The following is a 24,383-nucleotide window of genomic DNA, read 5'->3' on the forward strand; positions in this document are numbered from 1 at the left end:
CCTCACCTGTAGAACAACCGGCCGACCAAAAATTCAATAAGTCTTTTCCCTCATTTTGCTTTTGCGGCAAAAAATCATTTGTTAAAAATTCAAAATGAGCCGGCTCGCGAAAGAAGTCCGTTTTATTTGTGGTTATGAGGTCAACAACATGAAAAAGTTCAGATTGCTTACCCTCTTCGCTAAATATGTAGTCTAAAAAATTCTTGTAATTATCCATCCCCAACGCCTTAACTTTCTTGTTAAGTCTGCTCTCTAACATTGAGCGTTTGGAGGGAGGAAGTTTTATACCGTATTCTTTCGTAACATAAGAACTCAGACGATTAAAACTTTCGTCGTCCATTTTGAGAAAAAGAGAATCGCTTATACCTGTTTGTTGCATACCCGATTATTTTGTTCCTACAACCATAAAATGATTTGCAGGCAATTGTTCAGAATGCCAAAAAAATTCTGCATTCACTTTCGCCAGATTATTTTTGGTATCCCATTCAAGCATTCTGAATTCATAAAGCCGAGCCATTTCAAGTAATAACTCTTTTATACTACTTGAGTATGACATGTTGATTATTTTCTCCTGCTCGTTGATAAGAGCAGAAATATCCCTTAACTCAGTTAAAAGATTATTTCTCCTTTTGTATAAGTCTGTCCAACTGCTCTTCAATTCATTTATGTTCTCCACTTCCTGTTGTACCAATGACTCCCGGCTAAACTTATCTACAGAAGCGTTTGCTTTACGTGAAGAAAACCGAATAGGAATAGACAGCGTTGCGCTAATCGCGTGATAGCTTGGAGAAGGCGCCTCAGGATTAGTAGCCTCAGTCATATAATTATCTCCGATAGCCAAACCAATATCCCCTCTCCTGTTACTTTGCGCCAATGCAAGGCCTTCAAAGGCAAGCATCGTCGAGGCTTTTCGTTCTTTCACCATTATGTTATCGTCATTAAAAAAATTACCCGGTATTGCGGTACTATCAGTCCAAACCGGCTCAAGGGGATGAACTAACGTTGATTGTCCGATTAACGTAGTCAGTTCTGTTAAACTTTCTCTTAACGTGATCTCCTTTTCTTCCAGGTTGATTTTAAGTCTTTTTAACTCAACCTTCTTCTTTAATGAACTTATACTATCATCAGGAACCAATGCAGCGATTCTGTGATAGTGTTTCTTTATCGTAGCAAGCTCATTTTCTCTTAACCAACATTCATTATAAAGTAGTAATGCATCACGCTTAAAATTCTTAACAAAGATCTTGTACTGAATAAGTGAAACATTTGCCTGAGCTTTAGCATACCGAATCCGCCTTTTCCTTTTTCCACCTGTCTCAAGTGTAAATTCAAGCCCGGTAAACAATTGATGTGGCATATTTATCCCGCTGATGTCACCACATGCATTCCCAAAAACGAGGGTTGGCGTAGGAGAAGCAGAAGCTATTTCAATTTCAGCATCAGCAAGAAGTAGTTCTTTCTCAGCTTGAATGATATCTTCATGAGCATTAATTATTTCGATAAATGCTGCAACCGAAATTCTGGATTCAGGTGATATGTTTTGAATGGTTTGTGCGTAGCTTGCCATAGAGACAAGCCACACTAACCATAGAATAAAGCAACTTCTGTATTTCATGGTTTACAAATAAAGTTTCAAAGATGATCTTCTCAATAGTTATTTACTAAGCATGCTTTAGCCTACATCTCAGTGAATTCGCTATCTGAAGGTCCACCATCAAACTTTATATCAAACCCTTTAACATGTCCATTTCCATTAGACCCAACAACCTCAAATCTAGATTGGGATTTAGCGGGAGTACGCAGCGATGTGCTTACCCTTGACTTCCTGAATTTAGAAAGTGAATTATTGTCAAGTTTGAAATAGCTTACTGCAGCCTTTAACTCTTCAGCCTGGCTATTTAACTCTTCAGCATTAGAAGACATTTCCTCAGCCGCAGATGCATTTCCTTGTGTAACTTGAGAAAGTTGTTGGATAGCTGTATTAACCTGATCTGCACCTGTATTTTGTTCAACACTCGCCGCAGCTATTTCTTGTACAAGTTGTGCTGTTTTGTTTATATCTGGAAGGGTGTTGAGCAGAAGTTCTTTAGACTGCTGTGCGGCCTTAACCGTCTTAGCAGATATTTCCGTAATCTCCGCTGCAGCCTTCTGGCTCCGCTCTGCAAGTTTGCGTACTTCAGCCGCAACTACTGCAAAACCTTTTCCATGCTCACCAGCACGCGCGGCTTCTACCGCAGCATTAAGTGCGAGCAAATCTGTTTTAGAAGCAATTTCTTCTATTATTGCGATCTTCTCTGCAATGTTGGTAATCGCTTCTACTGTTTCAGATACGGATTCACTGCTTACCTGTATATCCTTTGCAGCTTTGTTAGAAATCTTCTCTGTCTCACGCGAGTTATCAGTGTTTTGCTGAATATTAGCAACCATCTGCTCCATAGAAGAAGATACCTCTTCTGATGCACTTGCCTGCTCCTGTGCTCCCTGTGACATTTGTTGTGATGCAGAGGCTACCTGCTGACTTGCAGCGGATACATTTTCAGCACCATTATAAATGGTAGAAGCAATTTCACGAAGGCTCGTAACCATTGTTTCCAAAGCCTCATCAAGATCGCCTCCTTTATTCTTGATAGAAGCAAAATCAATTGTTAAATCCCCTTTAGCAACTTTCTTGGCTACGTCTACACTGCTCCGTAATTTTTCGAGCATATACTGAAGTTCATTCAACATCTCTCCTATCTCATCTTTCTTATCCAAATTAACATTAGCAGAGAAGTCCCCTTGAGCGATCTTCTTAATTGTAGTCTTTGCAATATTTAATGAAGCGGTTATATCCTTCAACAGCCAGGTAGCCACAAGGATGCCAATAAGTACTGCCACAGAGATGATAATTACCATCGTAACAATAGTACTAGTATACATATCATCAGTTATAATGCGGTCCGTCGCTAGACTACTTTCTATCGTTGCCTCTACTTGTGATAATACCGCATCACTTGCATCGTCAAGCTTTTCAACTTCCCCTTCTGACAAAGCTTCCGCCTTTGTATTGGTGTTTTGCATGGCAAGCTCCCTAACTTTTAAGTGCACGTTATAGAAGTTGCTGTACTGCATTTGATACCTATCAAACAATGCTTTATTCTCGCCACTCAGGCTTCCACCGATAGACGTGCTTAGTAACTCAATCTGAGTTTCAAGTGTTCCAGTTTTTCTAATCACCTCTTTGTTTTCCTCATCTGTTTCTGCCGCTATCATGGCATTTTCCGAATTCTTCAAATCCACCAGCAAGCTTCTCATGCGATGTACTCTATCCACCTGCTCTTTTGCTCCCGACGTTGAAAGTTTTCCTAAAAGCTCATCTAAAGTGGTTTTTAACTTACCGAACTCAATTTCTCCTTCATTTCTTGAAAGTTGTGTTGCTACTACCTCTGAATTTTGAAGCGCTAAGTTAACTACGTTTGACCCTACACTAATAAACTCGTTAACCCGTGCTTTAAGCTCTTTTGTTTTTAATAAGATGTCTCCATCACTTATCTTTTCAAGCTCCGCAATAGATGTAGTCAATTCATCAACGAATCCATCGATGGAACGTTTTAAGCCATTCATCGCCTCCATGTTTTCTGCCTGAATAATTTTCTTTTGGTCTCTACTAATTTCGGTAAGGTTTACCTCTATATCACCAATAAGCTGGAGCTGAATAGTACTTATATCAGTGATTTTGTTTAGTCTATCGTTAATCTCGCCAATACGAAAATAAGATACAGCAAAAATTACTGCCATGAGCAGTAAGAGTACGGTAAATGCAGCTACAAGCTTCGTCCGAATAGTTAAATTTTTAATCATGTAAGTGGGGTGTATTAAGTAAAAAATATTCTAGTGCTAGTTCATTATTTGATTAAGTTGAAGAATGTCTGCTGATGAGAAAACCTTATTAACATCCATTATCATCGTAATGTCGCCTTTGTTATTCACAACTCCGGTGATGGGCGTCTTTGTGTTGTAGTTTTCAAATTCAGGAGCTTCCTGGATATCAGATGGCGAAAGTTCAATAACCTCTTTTGCCACATCAACCAATGCTCCTATTTGAATAACTTTTTCATCGGTTACCATAATATCGATAACCATTATTCGACTCTTCTTTGTTGCAAGCGCTTCGGATAAGCCTAACTTCAGGCGCGTGTCTAACAGGGGAAGAACTTTACCCCTGAGGTTTATAATACCTAACATATAATGCGGCGCATTTGGTATCTTTGTTACTTTGTCCAACTCTACAATCTCCTGCACATGATCAACTGCAAGCGCAAATTTCTCATCGCCAAGACCAAAAGTAATATAGGACTTCAACTGACTTTCATTTTGCATAACACCTTCTTAATTTTTATTATGTTCAAGCTTAAGTAATCGAGAGGGATCCAATACAAGCGCCAAACTGCCATTACCTAAAATGGTACTACCTGCAATGAAATCCTGTTGTTGATAGACATCACCCAATGGTTTTAACACCGTCTGCATTTTGCCTTCAATTTTATCAACCGCTATTCCCTTCCTCTTCCCGTCAATTGATATTGAAATAACATCTGCAGTTTTAGGGACATCAACTACATCGTTGTGAAATTGCTTGCGGAGCGAGAGAACAGGCAGCAACTCATCATTAACAAGAACAGATGTATTTACTCGTTCCCCGGCATATAAGGATTCATAAGAAATCCGATCAATACGCTCTATAACATTTAAAGGCACTACATATCGTGTATCAGCTACCTTCACCAGCAGACCTTCTATTATAGAACGCGATAGCGGAAGCTTAATATGAAAAGCTGTGCCTTTACCCTTCTCACTTTTAATTGTGATACTGCCTCGTAGCTCATTAATTTTTTGTCTTACAACATCCATACCAACTCCCCTTCCTGATATATCAGAAACTTTATCAGCAGTAGACAAACCCGGATGAAATATGAGATTGAAAACCTCTTCCTCTGAAAGTGTGATGTCTTCACTCACCACTCCTTCTTTTATAGCTTTACGAAGTACAGCCTCCTTATCAATACCTTTCCCATCATCGCTGATAATGATGTTTACATAGGCACTGCTATTAAACGCTTTGAGTTTTACAGTACCAAATTCGCTTTTACCTTCAGCTTTGCGTACTTCTGGAGAGCTGATGCCATGGTCTATAGCATTTCTTATGAGATGAATCATTGGCTCCGACATCATCTCGATCACATCTTTGTCCATTTCCGTATCGGAACCTTCACTTAGAAAATTTACTTTCTTATTAAGGGACTTCGACAGATCTCGAACAAACCTTTTAAACTTTGTAACTAACGTTTCTATAGGCACAAGCCCTATTTCCAAAGAAGTGTCACGGAGTCTGCCTGTAATCATTTCCAAATTCTCTGCCACCTGGCGAAGAGTTGCATTATTACTATCATTGCTAATTGTCGACAGCTGCGCTTGTAACACAAGCAATTCACTAATCCAGTTCAATAAATCGTCAATCTTCCGTTTGTCTACTTTTATGATAGCATCGGACTGCGCTTTTCTGACAGGAGTGGTTGGACCGCCTTTCTCAACCAGCTCTTCTGTCTGAATCACTTTTAATCTCTCCTGTGCCTGCGTCGCCTCTTCAAGAAGCTTCTCCCATTGAAACTGTCCATCATTAAACTTCTCGATGCATTGTTGAAATTCATGATCTTCTATCAGGTTTCCCGTGGCAATTCTTTGATATTCAACATTACATTCACCTTCAACAAACAGAAAATAACTTTGCAATTCGGCAAGAGATGTTGTGGTAGCTATGAATAAATGCCATTGTTTAATTGTCTCTCCTTGTGCGAATACTTTCGTTCGGGAAGTACCAAGGCCTTCAAGGTCTAGCATGATAAAAACCAGTGGATGATTTCCATCTTTAGTAATATCTATGGAAGGAGTAACGCTGATGAAATATGTAACAAGCTCATCCTTGTCTATGGTTGAAACTGTCTCATCAATATTACTGCTGGCAATTGCCTCCTTATAATAAGAAATGCTTGTATCAATATGCTCTTGCAAAAGAGAATCCTTTACAATTCTTTCAAATTCCTTTGCCTGAAGAAGATTACGAACGTTGTCAAAAGCCTGAAGCGTAATACTGATTAAAGAATCAGTAACCTGCAGCTTATTGGATCTTACAAGATCAAAGAGTGATTCAAGTTGGTGTGCCAGGTTCCCAATATTATCAAATCCAAACATGTTGGCAGCACCTTTGATAGTGTGCATGGTCCTGAATACCTGTTCCAAGGGTGCTGTTGCATGAGGGTTAGCTTCAAGTTGCAACAATCCTTCATCAAGATCATTCAATAAGTCCAGCGTATCCTCAACAAACCGAAGTTGATTACTATCCATTCTTCAACACATTTTCGATCTGTGCAAAGAACGTTTCTGTTCTGTATGGCTTTTTAATCCACGCTGAAAGTCCAGCTTCTTTAGCCGCTCTCATTTTTTCCGGGCTTGATTCGGTTGTAAGAAATATAACTGGGGTTTTCGCTACAGATGAATCTGCTTTTATCTTTTTAAGAAGTTCTAGACCATTACAATCTGGCATGTTATAGTCTGAGAGAACGAGATTAATGTCTCCCTTGTGCTCAGTAAGTACTTGAAAAGCTTCATTTCCATTACTTGCATCGAGGATTTCATATCCTTTACGCTTTAATGTGTCACATATAAATTCACGAATGCTTTTGAAATCATCTACTACCAGAATTTTCTTCATTTTAAGGAATTATTAAGCCTTGCTTAAGGAATTTTTAAGGCAGCAAGATGAATACAAAAGCAGCGGCAATTTTTACCAAACACTAGCTTAGCATGTTAAAGAAAGATTTCAAGTTAACTCAACGTTAATTTTTACTGCTGATCTCCTTTTTATGCAACTTATGCTCATTTTGTAATCTCACCTAAGTATTAACACTTAGCAGTAACGATGCAAGATTTTCAAAAAATTTACATTGTGTTCCACCTACACTTATAACCTGATTTTAGTAGCGTCGAGAAATGCCCTTCTTTGGATGAAAGATTTGTTAAGGATATATTAATTAAAAGAAGATGATGTTGAAAGAAAGGAACTCACGTTGAATCCCTTCCTTATTAATAGCAATCGTTAAATACTCCTATTACTATTGGACGTTGTATTACGCCGCAGCTTTAGTATGTAGCACAGGGTCATTATTCTTTACTGCCTGATATACAGCTACAGTAGATGCGTAAGAAGTCCAACTCAATAATGGCAGAAAGTAGTATGACAGTTTCTTGTCTTGTTTAAGAGCTACTGCAAAACTGGTCGCCGCAAGAAGCGCATCTGCTACTGTCCATCCTGCTGCAAGTACCGGGCTTTTCTTATTGGCATATACGTACCCAAATGAGAAAAAGATGGCCCAGATTGGGATTTGTAAATACAGTAATGTCTTCTTATTCCGACTATCCGAATTAACTAACTTTTGAAGTCCGGTTAGTAAGAAATAATTGTTGGCCATCCATGCGGGACCAAACAGCCATGGTGGTGGTGCCCACGGCGCCTGCTTGTACTTAGCGTATGACACTGCTTCTGTCTTACCAGGTTTCCTGCCTATCAACCCTCCGATCGTAGAGATGGCTACCGAAGCCAACCCTATCTGCCACCATGATAACTTCGTGTTCATAATCGATATTTAAAATTTGACAATAGCACGTTTGAAATAAATTTATGCCTTAGAGGCCGGCTATGTAAAGCTTCTTGGAGGTAAATAATTTATTAAAAGTCCATTCATCAATTTACTTGTTCTTCGTATCTTGAAGAACACTAGCCCTTGTTACGAGTGTCTCATTCCTTTCCTGCCTGGCTCGTATTTAATTTCCTTATTACTTATAAATATTTCATAAGACTGGAGCGAGAGTGCAAGTAGTGTGCAGAGACTGTGGAGAATGTCTTAGAGAAGCCTTAGGGAATACTTAGAGAATACTTAATCTACCTTGGAAGGAGTACCAAATTTTTCCTAGCCTTCGCACTGCATTTTACATACAGTAGTTCTACATAATGTTCAATAGTGTAGCTTTTACAACTAAAAAGTATGGAAATCATTTTTTAAATAAAAACGACGGCAATAAAGAAACCGCTGACATTTTCATTCGTTGTTTCACTACAATTAAGAAGTCACTTCCTATAGATAAGATCAACATCAAACCACGGAAGCATCTATTCAATTAATGCAAAACATCGCCTAATCATTCCGTTGAAGCCCGTTTTTATCATAAGGCTGTTTCTGTAGGTATAGTTTTTATTATACAAAAAGCAATCATTCTTTGTTTTGGTTAGGGTAAAGGGGAAGTCCTGTCTAAAGTCGTTTAGCGGGACTTTTTCCTTTTTATAGCCTCTGTATAAGAACATAAAATGATATAACACTTACCAGCTAAAATATAAAACTTAAACTCCATCGAGCGTGTATAATTGTAGTATAGAATGATTGGAATTTAAACTCTTATACATGTCTGCTGTAAGTGAAATTCAAGTGAAGCCACAGAAAGGAAACGTTATACGTAACACCTTTCCTGTTTTAGAAATGAGTTGTGCCGCCTGCGCTGTAAGTGTTGAGTCTATACTAAAATCAACCGCAGGTGTTAAAGATGTTGCTGTGAATTTTGCAAATCAAACTGCGTGGGTAGAGTACGATCAGCAACAAATCAAACCAACCGAGCTCCAAAATGCAGTACGATCAATTGGCTACGACCTGGTAGTTGATACCGAAGATCCACAGGCTATACAGGAAGAAGCACAACGTAAACATTATAAAGCATTAAAGCGAAGGACAATATGGTCCTCAATACTGACTATACCTGTTGTTATTATTGCGATGTTCTTTATGGATATACCATATGGTTCCTATATATCCATGATCCTCTCCGCTCCTGTTGTCTTTTATTTCGGTAGAAGCTTCTTTATAAATGCATGGAGGCAGGCACGACACAGGCAAGCAAATATGGATACACTTGTTGCATTATCTACAGGAATTGCCTTTTTGTTCAGTGCATTTAACACATTTTTCCCTGACTTCTGGCATTCAAGAAACTTACATGCGCATGTTTACTATGAAGCTGCAGCAGTGGTTATAACATTCATTTCGTTAGGCAAGCTGCTAGAAGAAAAGGCGAAGTCAAATACATCATCGGCCATTAAAAAACTAATGGGGCTTCAACCAAAAACAGTTCACGTAATTATGGACAACACAGAACACGAGTTACCAGTCGCATCTGTAAAACATGGCCATATCATAGTGGTAAGACCAGGAGAAAAAATACCTGTTGATGGAACTCTAATGAACGGTAGTTCTTTTGTTGATGAAAGCATGATCACAGGTGAACCTGTACCGATCGAAAAGAAATATGGTGATAAAGTTTTTGCAGGTACCATCAATCAGAAAGGAAGCTTTCAGTTTGAAGCTCAAAAAGTAGGTAACGAAACCATATTGGCGCAGATTATTAAAATGGTGCAACAAGCACAAGGAAGCAAGGCACCTGTGCAAAAGCTTGTCGATAGAATAGCTGGAGTATTTGTACCTGTTGTAATTGGCATTGCTTTACTTACCTTCATTGCATGGATGATATTTGGAGGAGACAATGCATTTACGCACGCACTTCTCACTTCAGTCACAGTACTTGTTATTGCTTGTCCTTGCGCTTTAGGACTTGCAACCCCTACTGCCATTATGGTTGGTGTAGGAAAAGGTGCTGAAAATAACATTCTGATTAAAGATGCAGAAAGCCTGGAGCTGGCACATAAGGTTAATGCAATCATACTTGATAAGACCGGCACCATTACAGAAGGGAAACCCGTGGTGACAGACCTCATCTGGGCTGCGACTGAAAAAGAAGTGGAAACTTATCAAAGAATATTATACACGCTTGAATATCAATCCGAACATCCGCTGGCTGACGCTGTCGTGAATAAGCTAAAACCACAACAGATAAAATCTGTTGCTTTAGATGCATTTGAAAGCATTACTGCCCGGGGAGTAAAAGGAAAAGCGGATAACACTACTTATTATATTGGTAATAAGAAGCTAATTGAGGAACACAATATTAAAATTTCCGACAGCATCATTTCAAAAGCTTTAACACTGCAGTCAGAAGCTAAAACAGTGGTATACTTTACTGACGATAATAAAGTAATTGCACTAATCGCAATTGCAGACCGAATAAAGGCGACATCAAGAGATGCCATCGGTTTACTACAAAAAAAAGGTATAGATGTTTATATGCTCACAGGCGACAATGAGCAAACAGCAAGAGCTGTTGCAGCGCAGGTTAATTTAAACCACTATAAGGCAAATGTATTACCTTCTGATAAAGCTGATTTTGTAAAACACTTACAAGCACAAGGCAAAGTCGTAGCGATGGTTGGCGACGGCATCAACGACTCACAGGCATTGGCACAAGCAGACATCAGTATTGCGATGGGTAAAGGATCAGATATTGCAATGGACGTAGCTAAGATGACATTGATAACATCTGATCTGATGTCTATCCCCAAAGCATTAAATCTTTCAACGAAAACAGTACAGGGCGTCAGACAAAACTTGTTTTGGGCCTTCATATACAACGTAATAGGTATCCCTCTGGCAGCAGGTGCTTTATATCCTCTCAATGGTTTTCTTCTTGACCCGATGATCGCAGGTGCGGCTATGGCTTTGAGTTCTGTAAGCGTCGTAGCTAATAGTCTGCGACTAAGAACAACAAAGATTTAAGCGTAAGCACCAATCTGATAATTTTATAACGTTTGTCGAATTATATATAATCAAAAAAATTCCTTGACGTGTTTATTAAGTAAAGTTTACGTTATGAAAACACCAGGCCCAACAAATTTAAATATGAAAAATAGCGATTGCTGCATGACTGCCACTAGTGCCGTAGAAGCTATAGGAGGTAGCATCAGAACGACAGCGCCTACAGAGGCAGAGATAGAACTAAGATATGGTTTAACAAAGAATGCTATTATCCATGCATTAGAAAAGGCTGGATATAATACCACAAAATAACCCTCTTCTTGCGACTATCTATTTTATTTAAAAGCAGAAACAGAAAACATTATACAATAAATAAACTGAATTATGGGAACATCTAAATTCAAGACTACAATAAAATGTGCAGGATGTATTGCTAAAGCTACACCATTTCTCAACGAAGCCTTTGGTGAAACTAAATGGGAAGTAGATATCAGCAGTCCATCTAAAGTTCTTACAGTTAAAGGAGAACAAGACAAAGATAAAATCATCAAGGTTGTTGAGAAGGCAGGGTTTAAAGCAGAAGTAATTTAAAATAAAAGAGAGCTCTAAGTGGAGCTCTCTTTTGTTTAGAGTTGTCTTTTTTATTACTGTTTATTCTGCCACTATTTCCATCGTTCCTGTTAATCGTCCATTTGTTACAGAGAGCGAGTGAGTACCAGGACTATTAAAGTTTAGAATTACAAATTCACCTCCACGGGTAGGGGTGATGGCAGCACCATCCAGTGTCCAAGTATACGTTTCATTAATCGTGTAACCATCTACATAGTACTCAAATTCTTCTCCCACCGTAATCTCCCCTTCCCCAATAATATGTAGGCTACTGCCTGGCCTCCACGACATTGTTTCTTCAGGATCAGTACAAGAGAAGAGTAAACAAAATAGAATAGCGCTGGTTAGTATATAGATTTTAAATTTCTTCATAGTAAAATTATTTAGCTCAAAATAAATCCCACCAAACTTTTGTTGTCAACTCATCCGGACCTTGTTTCTCTATTGCTGTGATGTAGTTCTGTCTGTTTAAGGTTTGCTCATCAGGTGGATAAGTTCTGCGTACAGGTACTTGGTTAATACTCACCAAGGGACCGCTTACAGGCATTTTAAGAATACCCGTAAAATCCAACCTCCTGTATTCTGCCCATCCCTGGAATCCTTGCATATATAATGCAATCCATTTTTGAACTCCCAAAGATTGCTTCCAGTTACCAGCATCATAAGGATTTGCTAAAATGTAGTTATCAATTTGTGCAGGAGTAGCCACCTCCCAGTACTCCATTGACTCGCGAATTCCTTCACCATAAAAATCAGCTGCAGTTTTACCAAGGGCTGCTCCCCTTTGAACTGCTTCTGCTAAAATGAATTTAACTTCTGCGGCATCCATGATAAGTCCTGGTAAATCCGGAGAAAGTATTTTAGCACTGAGTTGGGATACGGCATCAGGAACAAGCGCGTTTGCAGCTGCTGCATTTTGACCATAGGGCCGTCCGATAAACTGTCCCGAATTCTTAGCAGGAGCAAAGTAAGCATTAATACGAGGATCATTTCTAGCCAGCAGAACATCAATAAGTGTATTACTACTTGAAAAATCGTTTCGATTACCAACAATAACATCGACATAGAGTGGATTTGTGGCAGGCTGAGACGCCAGATAGTTAATTTGCGCAGTTTCGGTATAGTCTTCAAACACGCCTGATGTATATGCTTCTGTAATTGCTGCAAGTGACTCTTGCTCCATTCTATCGACCATTCTTATCGCCACACGAAGCATGAGTGAGTTTGCAAACTTGCGCCAGAGTTCCATGTCACCATCATAGATAATATCACCACTGGCAAAGCCTGGAGCTGCGACATCGATCATGTCACGTGCAGCTCTTAAGCGCCTTAACAGGTCAGGATAAATATCCTGCTGTCTCGAATATGCAGGAGCAAGTGTATCCTGCTTTGCCAATAAAGCGTTTTCATAAGGAATGTCTCCATAAAGATCAGTAAGAAACTGATAGGTCCAAACCTGCATAATAGTCGCAATGGCAATCTCATTGTCACTTCCTGTTAATTCATCTTCTTCATTCAACCTAATAATCTCCTGGAGGTTATATATGCCTGTATAGATCGTGTTCCAGGTTGTATTGTTTGTTGCAGGCCTGTACTGATAACGGCTCTCTTCCGTATATTGGTTCTGAGACCAGTATTGAGCCAAGGTCATGCCTACCCTGGAATTGTCAAATCCTCCATATACCTGATCCATAATCGTTTCAACAGCATATGTGAAAAGATAACCTCTCGGTACATCTTCCGGTTGATTAGGATTTGTGTTCGTTTCTTCAAAATCTTCACATGCAAACATAAACGCACATGAAATCACTGATATCTGTAATATATGTTTAATTGAATTTTTCATAGATGAAAATTTATGATCTTAAAATCCCAACCTGATACTTGCACCATAAGACCTTAAACTAGGGATAGCACCACCTTCGTATCCCTGTATATTTCCGGATCCAGTAACAGCAGCTTCGGGATCCAGGTGTGGCACGTTTTTATACAAAATCGCAAGGTTTCTTCCTATCAATGAAAAAGAAATACTCCTGAACGGGGTGTTTGCAATAAGAGATTGAGGCAATGAATATCCCAGAGAGATTTCGCGAAGTTTAACAAAGCTTGCATCGTAAACAAATGCCCGTCCATGACCAAACATAGACGCAAAGAAATCAACAGGACTTATCTCAATATCATTAGGAACAAAGTTGCCGTCCTCATCTTCTTTAACACCATCAACTACCATATACTGTTGCCTGATATTACCTGCTACTGTTTCCTCCATCATCCCGCTGTATTTACCAAATGTACTGGTGAGCGAATACAATTCACCGCCATATTGTGCGCTGAAAAGAAAACTAAGGTTAATGCCTTTGTAGTTAAAGCTACTTGTTAAACCGCCAGTCCAATCGGCAAGAACCGATCCCAATGGCACAAGCTGATCAGAGAAAGCATAAACTCCATTATCATCTACTACTTTCTTTCCGTCCTGGTAAACATAGTCGTAACCAGTAATTACTCCTAACGGCTGACCTACACGTGCATCTATGGTTACCGCAAAAGGACCTGTAGCGATCCGATAATTCTCTATTCCCTCAGGTAACTCTAATAACCTATTTCTATTACGAGCCCAGTTTATACCAATATCCCACCGGAAGTTCTCTGTCACCACAGGCGCTCCCGACAGTGCTATCTCAATTCCATTATTGCGAACGCGTCCTGCATTTATAATTTGGGATGTATAACCAGAAGCACCACTTACAGGAACCTGAAAAATTTGATCTGTAGAAATAGTATGATAATAAGTTGCATCAAAAGTTAAACGATCATCAAAGAAGCGCAAGTCAACCCCAAATTCATATGACCTGGTTTTCTCGGGTTTTAGTTCAGGATTATTTAAAGTAACAGGAACCCTATAACTTGGGTTAGAACCAAAATAGTTCTGGGGCTCATAAGTGAAGCCTGTACGATAAGGATCAGTATCATTTCCTGCCTCAGCATAACTTCCTCTTACCTTAGCCAATGATATTTGCTGCGATCCTTCAAATACCGGTAGACTGCTCAAAAGAAAACTTGCACTTATAGAAGGATATAAAAATGAGTTATTCCCTGAGGGCAATGTTGACGACCAGTCATTACGTAACGTTCCATCAACGTAAATCAGGTCGCGATAACCAAGTGATACGCTTCCAAAAACACTGTTTATATTCCTTTGACTTGTATTATCTGTAATGATAGGGCGTTGCATAGAATTTTGTAGGTTGAAAAAGTCAGGAACGCTTAAGCCCCCTACTGTTTCACCAGCATCAAGGTTATAGTGGTTCTCGCGGATATTACCCCCTACAAAAGCAGTAAGTGATAGATTATTGGTAACATTTCCTGTGAAAGTAAGAATAAGATCTGCATTGGTTTCTCTTACCTGTCTGATCTCTGAGATGTAGAAAGACTGTCCTACTGAGCCGGTAGCTTTGCGCTCTTCTCTTCGGTCAGTATAAAAGTCATTCATAATGCGACCAGTAAGCTTAAGCCATTTATTAAATTGATAGCTAAGGGTAACATTACCAAAAATTCTATCCCTGCTATCATTTTGGTAATTCTTACGTCTGATCCAGTATGGATTATCAGAATACCGCGGTCTTGGGTTATCCTCGCTGTCGCGATTCCATGAAACCTGTTCACCAGTAGCAGTGATCCAATACCGGTCAAGAATATCCATATCTACTTGACGCTGTCCGAAAGTATTGAATTGTACCATTACATCGGAATATCCCTGCTCAGGTCTGCCTTGAGCTGTGCTATTGATGTAGTTTACCCCCGCAGAAGCCGTAAGCTTATCTGTGAGATTAAAACTACCATTAAAGTTAATAGTGTTTCTATCCAGGTCACTATTAGGCATTATTCCCTTTGCATTAAGATTGGTATATGCCAACCGAAAGGTTCCTTTTTCATTTCCACCGTTGAAAGCAATTGAATTGGTGTTCTGAATTCCAAGTTCAAAGAAATCACGGACATTATTAGGATGTGCAACCCATGGGGTGGTTTTATTATAGAATTCAGGAAACTCCGGATAATAGCTGTAGTATTGACGAACCGGTCTTCCATCAAGCCTTGGCCCCCAGCTTTCGTCAACATAAAATAGTGCTACATCCTCGCCTCGTTCATTTCGCGAAAAAGGACCTGCTCCCCCACCGTATTGATTTTGATAATCTGGTAATATAAGTATATCCTGAAACTGAATATCAGAGCTTACATCAACACCAATTCCTTTCCGCTTTGCTCCTTTTTTTGTTGTAATAATAATTACTCCGTTTGCTGCCCTGTTGCCGTACAACGCTGCAGCACTAGGCCCCTTCAATACGTTTACCGATTCAATATCCTCAGGATTGACATCCTGTGCTGCGTTTCCGTAATCATAACCACCAGCACCTCGTTGAACATCTGTTGAGTTGAAGTTTGAATTATCAAGAGGAATACCATCGACTACAAAAAGTGGTTGGTTTTCATTTGCAATGGATCTAGCTCCTCTGATGAGAATTCTTGATGAACCACCAAGTGCTCCCTGATTTCCCTGGATCTGAACGCCGGCTATCCTTCCCTGCAGACTGTTGACAACGTTTGTTTCTTTAACTCTTGTGATGCTCTCCCCCTGTATCTCCTGTACAGAGTAACCTAAGGCTTTGGCTTCGCGCTCAATACCTAAGGCAGTAACTACCACTTCGGATAGTTGCTGAGTATCTTCTGAAAGTGTAACATTAATAGTGGTCTGATCACCAATTGGCCGGGTAACTGTTTGGTACCCAATAAAAGTAAATACAAGGTTACCTGTTCCCTCATTTACTGTTATCGAGTAATTACCGTTAGCATCCGTAACGGTTCCATTTGTAGTCCCCTCCTGCACGATGTTTACACCTGGCAGCGCTGACTGATCGGCTGCCACTACTCTACCACTAATCGTTCTTCCCTGGGCCAGCACATGACTCAACGGAAGCATCAGACATAAAAATAGAATCTGTAAAAATTTTTGCATACCTCATTACTTTTTTAAAATATGATGAGATACTGCGAGAAAAAAATACTTTTACCGTTAAAGACGTTAGGTAAATTTTTACCCTATCCCCATTATTGTGGTATTAAGTAAACCTGGTTAAATGACAAGTATTAACTTGTCTTCTACAGCTTTGGCAAGCGCTTCTTCTTTTGAGTGTACCTGCAATTTGCGATATAGGTTCTTCATGTGTGTTTTAGCTGTCTCTCTTGAGATACCAAGTTTATCAGCAATTGTACTATACGTTGCTCCCATAATCATAAGCCTTAATATCTCATTCTGCCGCGTTGACAACTCTGCAAACTTGTTTAATTGAAAGCTCTCGAATATCTTTCTTGTAACAGCAGGTGTGATAGGGTATACACCCCTGTCAACGTCATGAAGGATTTGCTCCATCGACTCCCACGTTCTGCTTATGTTTGAAAGTCCAGCCAGACCAATTGTAAGTAAATCGAAGATAAGGTCATCATAATCAAGGTCGCATTGCACAAGCAATTTGATTGCAGGAAACTGACTTTTAATCTTCCCTATGGTTCGAACAACCAACTCATCATTACTGTCTACTACAACAACAATAATTTCAGGTCTGCTTTTTAATAACGATAGAAACGCTGCTTTAACATCTTTATAGAACCCTACAACATTATAATCTTCTGAAGCCATTTCTTTTACAAATGCATCCTTCAGTATTTGATTTTTATCAATGATGAGTATTCTTTTCCTGGACTTCTTCATAGGTTTCGGTTTTCTGCCGCAATCGAAAAAACAAATGCCGGAAAGATTAGAATAACATTAGAATAAATTTCCAGAGAAAAACCACTTAGAAGTTTTTGTCAAAAAAAGGTTGATCAAATTCATGCCACCATACATAGTGATTATAGAAATTACTGAGCCGAATGTATTAACGACACGGTCAATAAACTGTGTAATGTGTTGACATTTTTAAGCAACACCATAATCGTGATCGATTGTTACAACATAAGCTCTCTGCATAATCGCCCCTATACCTTGATATTAATCCACCCGTATAGAAATATAGCATAGCGATTCCGTTGTGGTTACTTAAGAAAGCAGCCATTAAAACGTGTTATAAGGTTTTTCTTTATAGAGACCAGCATCAAATTTTTTCGGTGATTGAACATAAAGACCTTCTAAATTAAAAATGAAAAAGTAGTTTATATTTATTGTTCGGTAATGGCTGCTATGTTTTCATGTTCAGATGAAGAGCATAAGCAGCAATTAAAAGAAGTTCAGTTCTCCTTCGATTCGGCCGCTTCAAATAACGAACAAGGGCGAGGTAGCTCGATAAGTTTACCCTCAAATGCTTATCTGTTGTTGAGTCTCAACAATGACAAGGTGACGTAATTATTAAGGGACAACCTGTAAAACTTCTCCATATGGGTGATAGCTATACTTCCGAGCCAATCGAATTAAGCCCAGTATTTTATAACGTCACTGATTTTATGATAATGGAAGATTCAACTTAAGTTCTCTACGCTACTTTTCTATCGCGGTAACTTTGGCTACCTCAGGCTCCATTGTTGTAGATTGGGGAGACGGAACTAGACAAAACTATAATCTTTCTTCGAACGATGGCAGAACACTGAAACACGACTATGAGGATATCTATGGGGCTACTACCTCATTTCCCTGGGAGGAGACATTCAAAAGTTAAAATCTGTTACCCTCCTTGAAGGACGATACTTTAATATATCATTAAGCGATATACCTTCTTTGGAAATGTTTAGTTCTCAGAGCTACCTAGATGATGTAGACGTCAAGGGAGTTACTTCTGCCAGACGATCATAACATTAACTTCGTAAGCTTTGCTAATGGCGAGGTGATCAATTATTCTACACCTTTCGATTTTATAATCGAGAACATTTACAACAACGCTAAGACAAGACAAATAAACCGGAGGAACATTCGATATTCAAGAGACCTATTTCGTCACGGCCCAACTCAACAAGGTTTAGCCATGCTTGAGGAGTTGAAAAAGGATTTTGGATGGACCATCAGGTATACGCTTCAGTAACCTTAGTTAGATAAAAGATACATTGACCCTCTCTCTATAGGCTTTGCGGAAGCGCAGCCTATTCCTTATATTAAGGAGCTGCCTTTATTTATAGACTCCTTTGCTTACGTTTATTGAACTCAAATTTTTCGTATTAACAGATCTTGAGTAAATCCTCAGTTGATATAATCTATAGTAAGATTTCACACATCATTACTGTTGCCGGAGAATACCAGTCCGGTGTATGATTATCCAGAAAGTATCAAAAACCGATAGACAGTACCGCATTCGTTTGTGATCCCACTATTTTAATTTCTAAATATTAAAGAGGAGGAGGATGGAATTTAGAAGGGTGCGAATTGGTTATTATGCTAAGAAAAGAGTAGGGAAGAAATAAAAAAGAAAAAAGGGAAATCAGATGTTAATCCAACTTTCCCTTTTAGTAGTCCGTAGGGGAATCGAACCCCTGTTCCAAGAATGAAAATCTTGTGTCCTAACCCCTAGACGAACGGACCGTGTTACTGTGTTTGTCAAAAGGTGTGCAAAGATATATCTGTACTTTCTATTTGCAAACCTATGCGAGATTTTTTTTTCAAAACCCTTAAACTTTTCATTTGTTTTAGGTTTCATCTATTTTATTTTTGACACCTCAATAAATTAAACCAGACGAAAATGACCAAAATAGGTATTAATGGATTTGGTAGAATCGGCCGCTTAGCTTTCAGAGCTGCCCTTACCCGTAAAGATATCGAGATAGTAGGTATCAACGATCTTGTAGACCCAGAATATATGGCGTACATGCTTAAGTACGACTCTACACATGGTAGATTTGATGGCACTGTTGAAGCAAAAGATGGCAATCTGTTTGTAAACGGTAAAAAAATCCGTGTTACAGCTGAGAAAGATCCTGCAAACCTTAAATGGTCTGAAGTTGGTGCTGAAATCGTTATTGAATCAACAGGTTTATTCCTTACTCAGGCTGATGCACAGAAGCATATTACTGCCGGGGCTAAGCGTGTTGTTATGTCGGCTCCTGCTAAAGATGACACCCCTACTTTTGTTATGGGTGTAAACCACAAGAAATTAACAAAAGAGCACACTATCGTATCTAATGCTTCTTGTACTACAAACTGTCTTGCTCCTATTGCTAAAGTATTAAACGATAAATTCGGAATTGCAGAAGGACTAATGAGCACAGTTCACGCAGTTACAGCAACGCAAAAAACCGTTGATGGCCCTTCAGCAAAAGATTGGAGAGGTGGTCGCGGTGCTTATCAAAATATTATTCCTTCTTCAACAGGTGCTGCAAAAGCAGTTGCTCTTGTAATTCCTGAATTAAAAGGTAAGCTTACTGGCATGTCATTCCGCGTTCCCGTGGCAGACGTATCAGTTGTAGACCTTACTGTACGTTTAGAAAAAGCTGCCTCTTATGAGGACATTAAGAAAGCAATGAAAGATGCTTCTGAAGGCGAACTTAAAGGTATATTGGGTTATACTGAAGATGAAGTAGTATCACAAGATTTCCTTGGCGATGCACGTACTTCTATCTTCGATGCTAAAGCAGGTATTGCTTTAAATGATCGTTTCGTAAAAGTTGTAGCATGGTATGATAACGAGTGGGGTTATTCTAACAAACTGATCGACTTGGTTCTCGAACTATCGAAATTATAATTTCATTACAACAAAAATATTTTTTGTAGGAAGCCGCTTTTTTAGCGGCTTTTTTCATTTCAGGCACAAAGATTTAGCTGCTTTTAGACGTAAGGCCACTTGATAACGGCCTCGAACGTTTAAAAGGATCAGGTGATGAGAGATTACTACGAAGACTTAGGTGTATCTCGCAATGCAACTTCAGGCGAAATAAAGGCAGCTTATAAAAAGCTGGCAAAGTTGTATCACCCTGATCGTAATCCTGGAAATAGACAGGCAGAAGAACTTTTCAAAATAATAAATGAAGCTTATCAGGTTCTCTGTAACCCATCAAAAAAAGGACGATACGACCTCCGCATCAATGGTCTCGCTCAGGTATACGATGAATTATACGTGGCCGAACTAAGAAAGAACAGGTACTATCGCTGGAAAAAAGCGCAGGAAAGCAGATATCGTATAGATAAAAACTATTTTAAAATTCAAGCCCTGGCATTCCTTGTTTTTCTGATCATTGCAGGTTTTTGCTTCTCCGTAGTACGCACGGCTCACTACTATGTAGAGAAACAAGAGTTAAAGAAAACAAGAGCAAATAAGGAACAACTTAAAAATGTAAATGGCCTTTTTGGCTCCGGACGTTTCGACGATGCCTTTAAGTTAATTAGTAACCTGGAGGAGAAAGATCCACTGGAATACAGATATAGTTTTGCAAAAGACAGTCTCGTGGGCGCCCTCCGCAAACAAGCAGACCTCGAATTCAAACTCCGTAATTTCTCTTCAGCAATTTCTCACTATAACGTTCTAAAAAATTATGAGCATCCGCTTCGCTCCGAAACGTTACAGAATATATATCTGTGTGAGTACAATATGGGAAATTATCAGCAATCAATTGAAGTACTGAAACAGTTGCACGCTGAGGAGCCTCATAACCTTGCATTGATCTATGAAATAGGAATGATTAACCTTCACAAGTTAAACAAACCCGAGGAAGCACTGCGCTACTTTACTTTAGGCAAGAGATTGTTTAAAGAAAACTTTAGTGATGTTTACGGAAGAGCCTTTCAGATAGTAATGAATTCAGCTGACGCTCCTGACATCTACTATCACCTTTTTGTTGCAAAGGCTCAAGCCAATATTAAATTAAAAAGGTATAAAGAAGCTGTTACTGACTGCAACTGGGCCATTTTTTTGAGACGAAATCAAGCCGATCCTTATTACATGAGAGCCCTGGCTGCTATTAATATCCAGGACTACAGCAACGTCTGCGAAGACATTTCAAAAGCGAAACAATTTGGCATTCTGAATATCGACAGACTTCAGCGCAAGTACTGCTATATCGCACTGCAACAACGATAGATAATCCACATACTGTCGCTTAGAATGATTACCTTGTATTAAAATCCTAAGGCCTGATATTATCGAAAAATTCAGCCACAAACATTTATGACAGATCTTACTAAAGAACAAATTCACTCGCTAACTAAAAGTTATCTTAATATCCTCGCCTTATTCCTGGATCAGGAGAATATTGAAAGTCGTTTTTTGAGATGCCTTCTCAAATGGGGATTTCAGCTCAAATTAAATCCTGAAGACCTGAAGAGGGGCATCGACATCTCATTATTGAAATTCTCACAACCGCAGGAAAAAATAGAACGACTTGAATCTATTTATCACCTGGTTTACATGATCTACCTTGATAAGGTAGTCGAAGACATAGAACTTGAGGTTGCAACAGTATATGCAGAAAGACTTGGCTTTAAACCGGATGTTGTTAGCGAACTTTTTAAATCCATTGCTACTGCGGATTACGACGAACCTAAGCCACTCAAAGGCCAGGATGAAGTAATTGAATTCTTGAAGCTTTACGACCCTGACGTAGTGGCGTAAACCATTCGCATGGATTGCATTAGGTTAAGGTATCTTGAATTACAAGAACAAACGCGCAGTTGGTTTTCTGCTAAAACGAAGCGTTTCAAACCTTTCCATATTCTTAATTGCTTATATATTTGTAGTTATCAAATCAATTTAGTTATTTGGTGCACAATTATGAACAGATCACTTAATATAGCACTTCACCACCATCATCATGATATCCTCGCGATGCGTGGCAAAGTACTATTTTGAGTTTTTTATAATGAAGAATTTCAAAGGCTTGTCACACCGACAAGCCTTTTTTTTTAATACAAATGTAAATGGAAACACTACTGCGAATTGCAATTCAAAAATCTGGTAGGCTGCAAGAGGGCTCACTTGACCTTCTTAAAGAAAGTGGATTATCCTTCAGCAATGGAAAAGAACAGCTTAAAACTCAGGCAAGAAATTTTCCAGTTGAAGTTCTCTTCCTCCGTGATGATGATATACCTCAATACGTCGAAGATAAAGTAGCTGACGTAGGTATTGTAGGTGAGAACATCCTTCTTGAAAAACAAAAGAAAAACCAACTCATCAGAAGACTCGATTTTGCTAAATGCAGACTCTCCATTGCCATACCGCGAGCAGAAAATTATGGAGGTGTACAATCTCTACAAGGCAAGAATATTGCCACCTCCTACCCTAACATCGTCAAGAATTTTTTATCAAAGCATAATATAAATGCTGGCATCCACGAGATCAGCGGCTCCGTTGAAATAGCTCCGGGTATCGGCCTTGCAGATGCTATTTGTGACCTGGTAAGTACAGGAGGAACCCTCCTTAGCAATGGTTTAAAAGAAGTAGAAGTAGTCATGCAATCTGAGGCTGTGATTATTGCTACACCACAACTGGCTCCTGAGAAACAACAAATACTCGACAAGCTCTTATTCCGCATTGAAGCAGTACAGAAAGCAAAAAATAACAAGTACATTCTTCTTAACTGCCCCAATGACGCCATTGACAAAATAACAAGTGTAATTCCAGGTATGAAGAGCCCCACCATTATTCCATTAGCAAGACCAGGTTGGAGTTCGCTACATTCCGTTGTAGATGAGAACGATTTCTGGGAGAAGATAGACCAGCTTAGAGGCTTTGGTGCAGAGGGAATTCTTGTAGTGCCAATAGAAAAAATGATTGTTTAATAATTGAATTAACCGCCAATGAAAATATTTAATAATCCATCAAGAGAAAGCTGGAACGAAATAGTAAAAAGGCCGCAACTCGCATTAGACTTTCTGGATAGTGGTGTCCGCAATATTATCAATCGTGTTAAAGTTTCAGGAGATCGTGCACTGCGTGAATTAACATTGCAATTTGATAAGGCAGAAATCAAATCAATTGAAGTTGATGCTTCAGAACTTAATAACGCTACCCGGTCACTACCCGCAGCTTTAAAACAAGCAATAGAAGTTGCTGCAGATAACATCAGAAAATTCCACGCAACCCAAAAGCGTCAGGATGTACAAGTCGAAACCATGCCTGGTGTAGTGTGCTGGCGAAAGGCTGTACCTATTAACAGAATTGGTATCTATATTCCAGGTGGCTCTGCTCCCCTGTTCTCTACTGTATTAATGCTGGGAATACCAGCAAAACTTGCAGGCTGCTCTGAAATTATACTTTGCACGCCTCCTGACAAAGAAGGGAATATTAACCCTGCAATACTCTTTGCAGCGCAACTGGTTGGCGTAACAAAAATATTCCGCGTTGGAGGAGCCCAGGCAATTGCGGCAATGGCTTATGGAACAGAAAGCATACCGAATGTTTATAAAATCTTTGGCCCTGGCAATCAGTATGTGACAAAAGCGAAACAACTCGTAACAGAAGACGGACTTGCCATCGATATGCCTGCAGGACCATCAGAAGTTTTAGTTTTTGCAGATGAAACAGCAAACCCTAGCTTTATTGCTGCAGATCTGTTATCACAGGCAGAACACGGAGAAGATAGCCAGGTTGTATTGGTACTGAGCAATGAAATAATCCTGAGTGCGATACAGAAAGAAATTGACAAACAACTCAACGATTTACCCCGAAAAGCAATAGCAGAAAAATCATTATTCAATAGCAGGGTTGCTATTTTTAACGACAGCACCTCTGCAATTGAATTTATCAATGCGTATGCTCCTGAGCACCTCATTGTAATGGTGAAAGACGCTGACAGTATAATTGACAAAGTTATCAATGCAGGTTCTGTTTTTATCGGTAACTATTCACCAGAAGCTGTGGGCGATTATGCCTCTGGTACAAACCACACCTTGCCCACCAATGGATTTGCCAAGGCTTATGCAGGTGTATCTCTTGATAGCTTCTTAAAGTATATTACATACCAAAAGATCTCAGAAGAAGGAATTAAGAATATCGGACCAATTGTAGAACAAATGGCAGAAGCTGAAGAACTTTTAGGTCATAAGAAAGCCATAACTGTAAGACTTCAAACCCTAAACTAAAA

The 24,383-nt window shown here is 39.2% G+C and carries 21 protein-coding genes and 1 tRNA gene; 10 read left to right on the forward strand and 12 right to left on the reverse strand.

Annotation, left to right across the window (positions count from 1 at the left end; genetic code table 11):
- From KK060_RS14505 to KK060_RS14535, 7 genes are all read right to left on the reverse strand, one after another.
- A partial coding sequence (locus tag KK060_RS14505) for a CheR family methyltransferase (RefSeq protein WP_302180092.1) occupies positions 1-379 on the reverse strand: 379 nt, incomplete at its 3' end.
- Positions 380-385: 6 nt separating this feature from the next.
- Entirely contained in the window at positions 386-1,615 is a 1,230-nt protein-coding gene (locus KK060_RS14510) for a TolC family protein (RefSeq protein ID WP_254154476.1), read from the reverse strand.
- 62 nt (positions 1,616-1,677) lie between these two features.
- Entirely contained in the window at positions 1,678-3,840 is a 2,163-nt protein-coding gene (locus tag KK060_RS14515) for a HAMP domain-containing methyl-accepting chemotaxis protein (RefSeq protein WP_254154477.1), read from the reverse strand.
- Positions 3,841-3,876: 36 nt separating this feature from the next.
- Positions 3,877-4,359, reverse strand: a complete 483-nt coding sequence (locus tag KK060_RS14520) for a chemotaxis protein CheW (RefSeq protein WP_254154478.1) — start codon at positions 4,357-4,359, stop codon at positions 3,877-3,879.
- A 9-nt stretch (positions 4,360-4,368) separates the two neighbouring features.
- On the reverse strand, positions 4,369-6,381 hold the full coding sequence (locus tag KK060_RS14525) for a chemotaxis protein CheA (RefSeq protein ID WP_254154479.1): 2,013 nt from the start codon (positions 6,379-6,381) through the stop codon (positions 4,369-4,371).
- Positions 6,374-6,748, reverse strand: a complete 375-nt coding sequence (locus KK060_RS14530) for a response regulator (protein ID WP_254154480.1) — start codon at positions 6,746-6,748, stop codon at positions 6,374-6,376. The genes KK060_RS14525 and KK060_RS14530 overlap by 8 nt, the downstream gene beginning before the upstream one ends.
- A 415-nt stretch (positions 6,749-7,163) precedes the next feature.
- The gene (locus KK060_RS14535; protein ID WP_254154481.1) at positions 7,164-7,670 is read right to left on the reverse strand and encodes a tryptophan-rich sensory protein; all 507 of its coding nucleotides are present in this window, start codon (positions 7,668-7,670) and stop codon (positions 7,164-7,166) included.
- An 822-nt stretch (positions 7,671-8,492) separates the two neighbouring features.
- On the opposite strand from KK060_RS14535, the gene KK060_RS14540 reads away from it, so the two are divergent.
- The 3 genes from KK060_RS14540 to KK060_RS14550 all read left to right on the forward strand — a co-directional run bounded on the left by KK060_RS14540 (position 8,493) and on the right by KK060_RS14550 (position 11,318).
- Positions 8,493-10,748: a heavy metal translocating P-type ATPase gene (locus KK060_RS14540; RefSeq protein ID WP_254154482.1), complete on the forward strand. Its 2,256-nt coding sequence runs from the start codon at positions 8,493-8,495 to the stop codon at positions 10,746-10,748.
- A gap of 123 nt (positions 10,749-10,871) precedes the next feature.
- Positions 10,872-11,039, forward strand: coding sequence for a hypothetical protein (locus KK060_RS14545; RefSeq protein ID WP_254154483.1), 168 nt, complete (start codon positions 10,872-10,874; stop codon positions 11,037-11,039).
- Between the two features lie 72 nt (positions 11,040-11,111).
- Positions 11,112-11,318 carry a heavy-metal-associated domain-containing protein gene (locus tag KK060_RS14550; protein ID WP_254154484.1) on the forward strand — a complete coding sequence of 69 codons (207 nt, stop codon included), beginning with the start codon at positions 11,112-11,114 and terminating at the stop codon, positions 11,316-11,318.
- Positions 11,319-11,378: 60 nt separating this feature from the next.
- Here the strand turns inward: KK060_RS14550 and KK060_RS14555 are convergent, their stop codons facing one another.
- The 4 genes from KK060_RS14555 to KK060_RS14570 all read right to left on the reverse strand — a co-directional run bounded on the left by KK060_RS14555 (position 11,379) and on the right by KK060_RS14570 (position 17,100).
- Entirely contained in the window at positions 11,379-11,708 is a 330-nt protein-coding gene (locus KK060_RS14555; protein ID WP_254154485.1) for a hypothetical protein, read from the reverse strand.
- Between the two features lie 16 nt (positions 11,709-11,724).
- Entirely contained in the window at positions 11,725-13,182 is a 1,458-nt protein-coding gene (locus KK060_RS14560) for a SusD/RagB family nutrient-binding outer membrane lipoprotein (protein ID WP_254154486.1), read from the reverse strand.
- An 18-nt stretch (positions 13,183-13,200) separates the two neighbouring features.
- A complete protein-coding gene (locus tag KK060_RS14565) occupies positions 13,201-16,347 on the reverse strand; it encodes a SusC/RagA family TonB-linked outer membrane protein (RefSeq protein WP_254154487.1) in 3,147 nt (1,048 codons plus the stop codon).
- 117 nt (positions 16,348-16,464) lie between these two features.
- Complete coding sequence (locus KK060_RS14570; protein ID WP_254154488.1) at positions 16,465-17,100, reverse strand: helix-turn-helix transcriptional regulator; 636 nt, start codon at positions 17,098-17,100, stop codon at positions 16,465-16,467.
- A gap of 784 nt (positions 17,101-17,884) precedes the next feature.
- Here KK060_RS14570 and KK060_RS14575 point away from each other — a divergent pair.
- Positions 17,885-18,040 (forward strand): hypothetical protein, encoded by a 156-nt coding sequence (locus KK060_RS14575; RefSeq protein WP_254154489.1) that lies wholly within the window; start codon positions 17,885-17,887, stop codon positions 18,038-18,040.
- Between the two features lie 165 nt (positions 18,041-18,205).
- Positions 18,206-18,400 (forward strand): hypothetical protein, encoded by a 195-nt coding sequence (locus tag KK060_RS14580; RefSeq protein WP_254154490.1) that lies wholly within the window; start codon positions 18,206-18,208, stop codon positions 18,398-18,400.
- Between the two features lie 422 nt (positions 18,401-18,822).
- Here KK060_RS14580 and KK060_RS14585 read toward each other — a convergent pair.
- A tRNA-Glu gene (locus KK060_RS14585) sits at positions 18,823-18,894 on the reverse strand.
- A gap of 157 nt (positions 18,895-19,051) precedes the next feature.
- Here KK060_RS14585 and gap point away from each other — a divergent pair.
- The 5 genes from gap (at position 19,052) to hisD (ending at position 24,381) form a co-directional block, all read left to right on the forward strand.
- Positions 19,052-20,050, forward strand: a complete 999-nt coding sequence (gene gap / locus KK060_RS14590) for a type I glyceraldehyde-3-phosphate dehydrogenase (RefSeq protein ID WP_254154491.1) — start codon at positions 19,052-19,054, stop codon at positions 20,048-20,050.
- Positions 20,051-20,185: 135 nt separating this feature from the next.
- Positions 20,186-21,382 carry a tetratricopeptide repeat protein gene (locus KK060_RS14595; protein WP_254154492.1) on the forward strand — a complete coding sequence of 399 codons (1,197 nt, stop codon included), beginning with the start codon at positions 20,186-20,188 and terminating at the stop codon, positions 21,380-21,382.
- 87 nt (positions 21,383-21,469) lie between these two features.
- Positions 21,470-21,913 (forward strand): hypothetical protein, encoded by a 444-nt coding sequence (locus KK060_RS14600; RefSeq protein WP_254154493.1) that lies wholly within the window; start codon positions 21,470-21,472, stop codon positions 21,911-21,913.
- 305 nt (positions 21,914-22,218) lie between these two features.
- Positions 22,219-23,079, forward strand: coding sequence for an ATP phosphoribosyltransferase (gene hisG, locus KK060_RS14605; RefSeq protein WP_254154494.1), 861 nt, complete (start codon positions 22,219-22,221; stop codon positions 23,077-23,079).
- Between the two features lie 18 nt (positions 23,080-23,097).
- Entirely contained in the window at positions 23,098-24,381 is a 1,284-nt protein-coding gene (gene hisD / locus KK060_RS14610) for a histidinol dehydrogenase (protein ID WP_254154495.1), read from the forward strand.
- The last annotated feature ends 2 nt before the right edge of the window (positions 24,382-24,383 follow it).

The sequence above is a fragment of the Chryseosolibacter indicum genome (assembly GCF_018598585.1).
Taxonomy (GTDB): Bacteria; Bacteroidota; Bacteroidia; order Cytophagales; family Cyclobacteriaceae; genus Chryseosolibacter; species Chryseosolibacter indicus.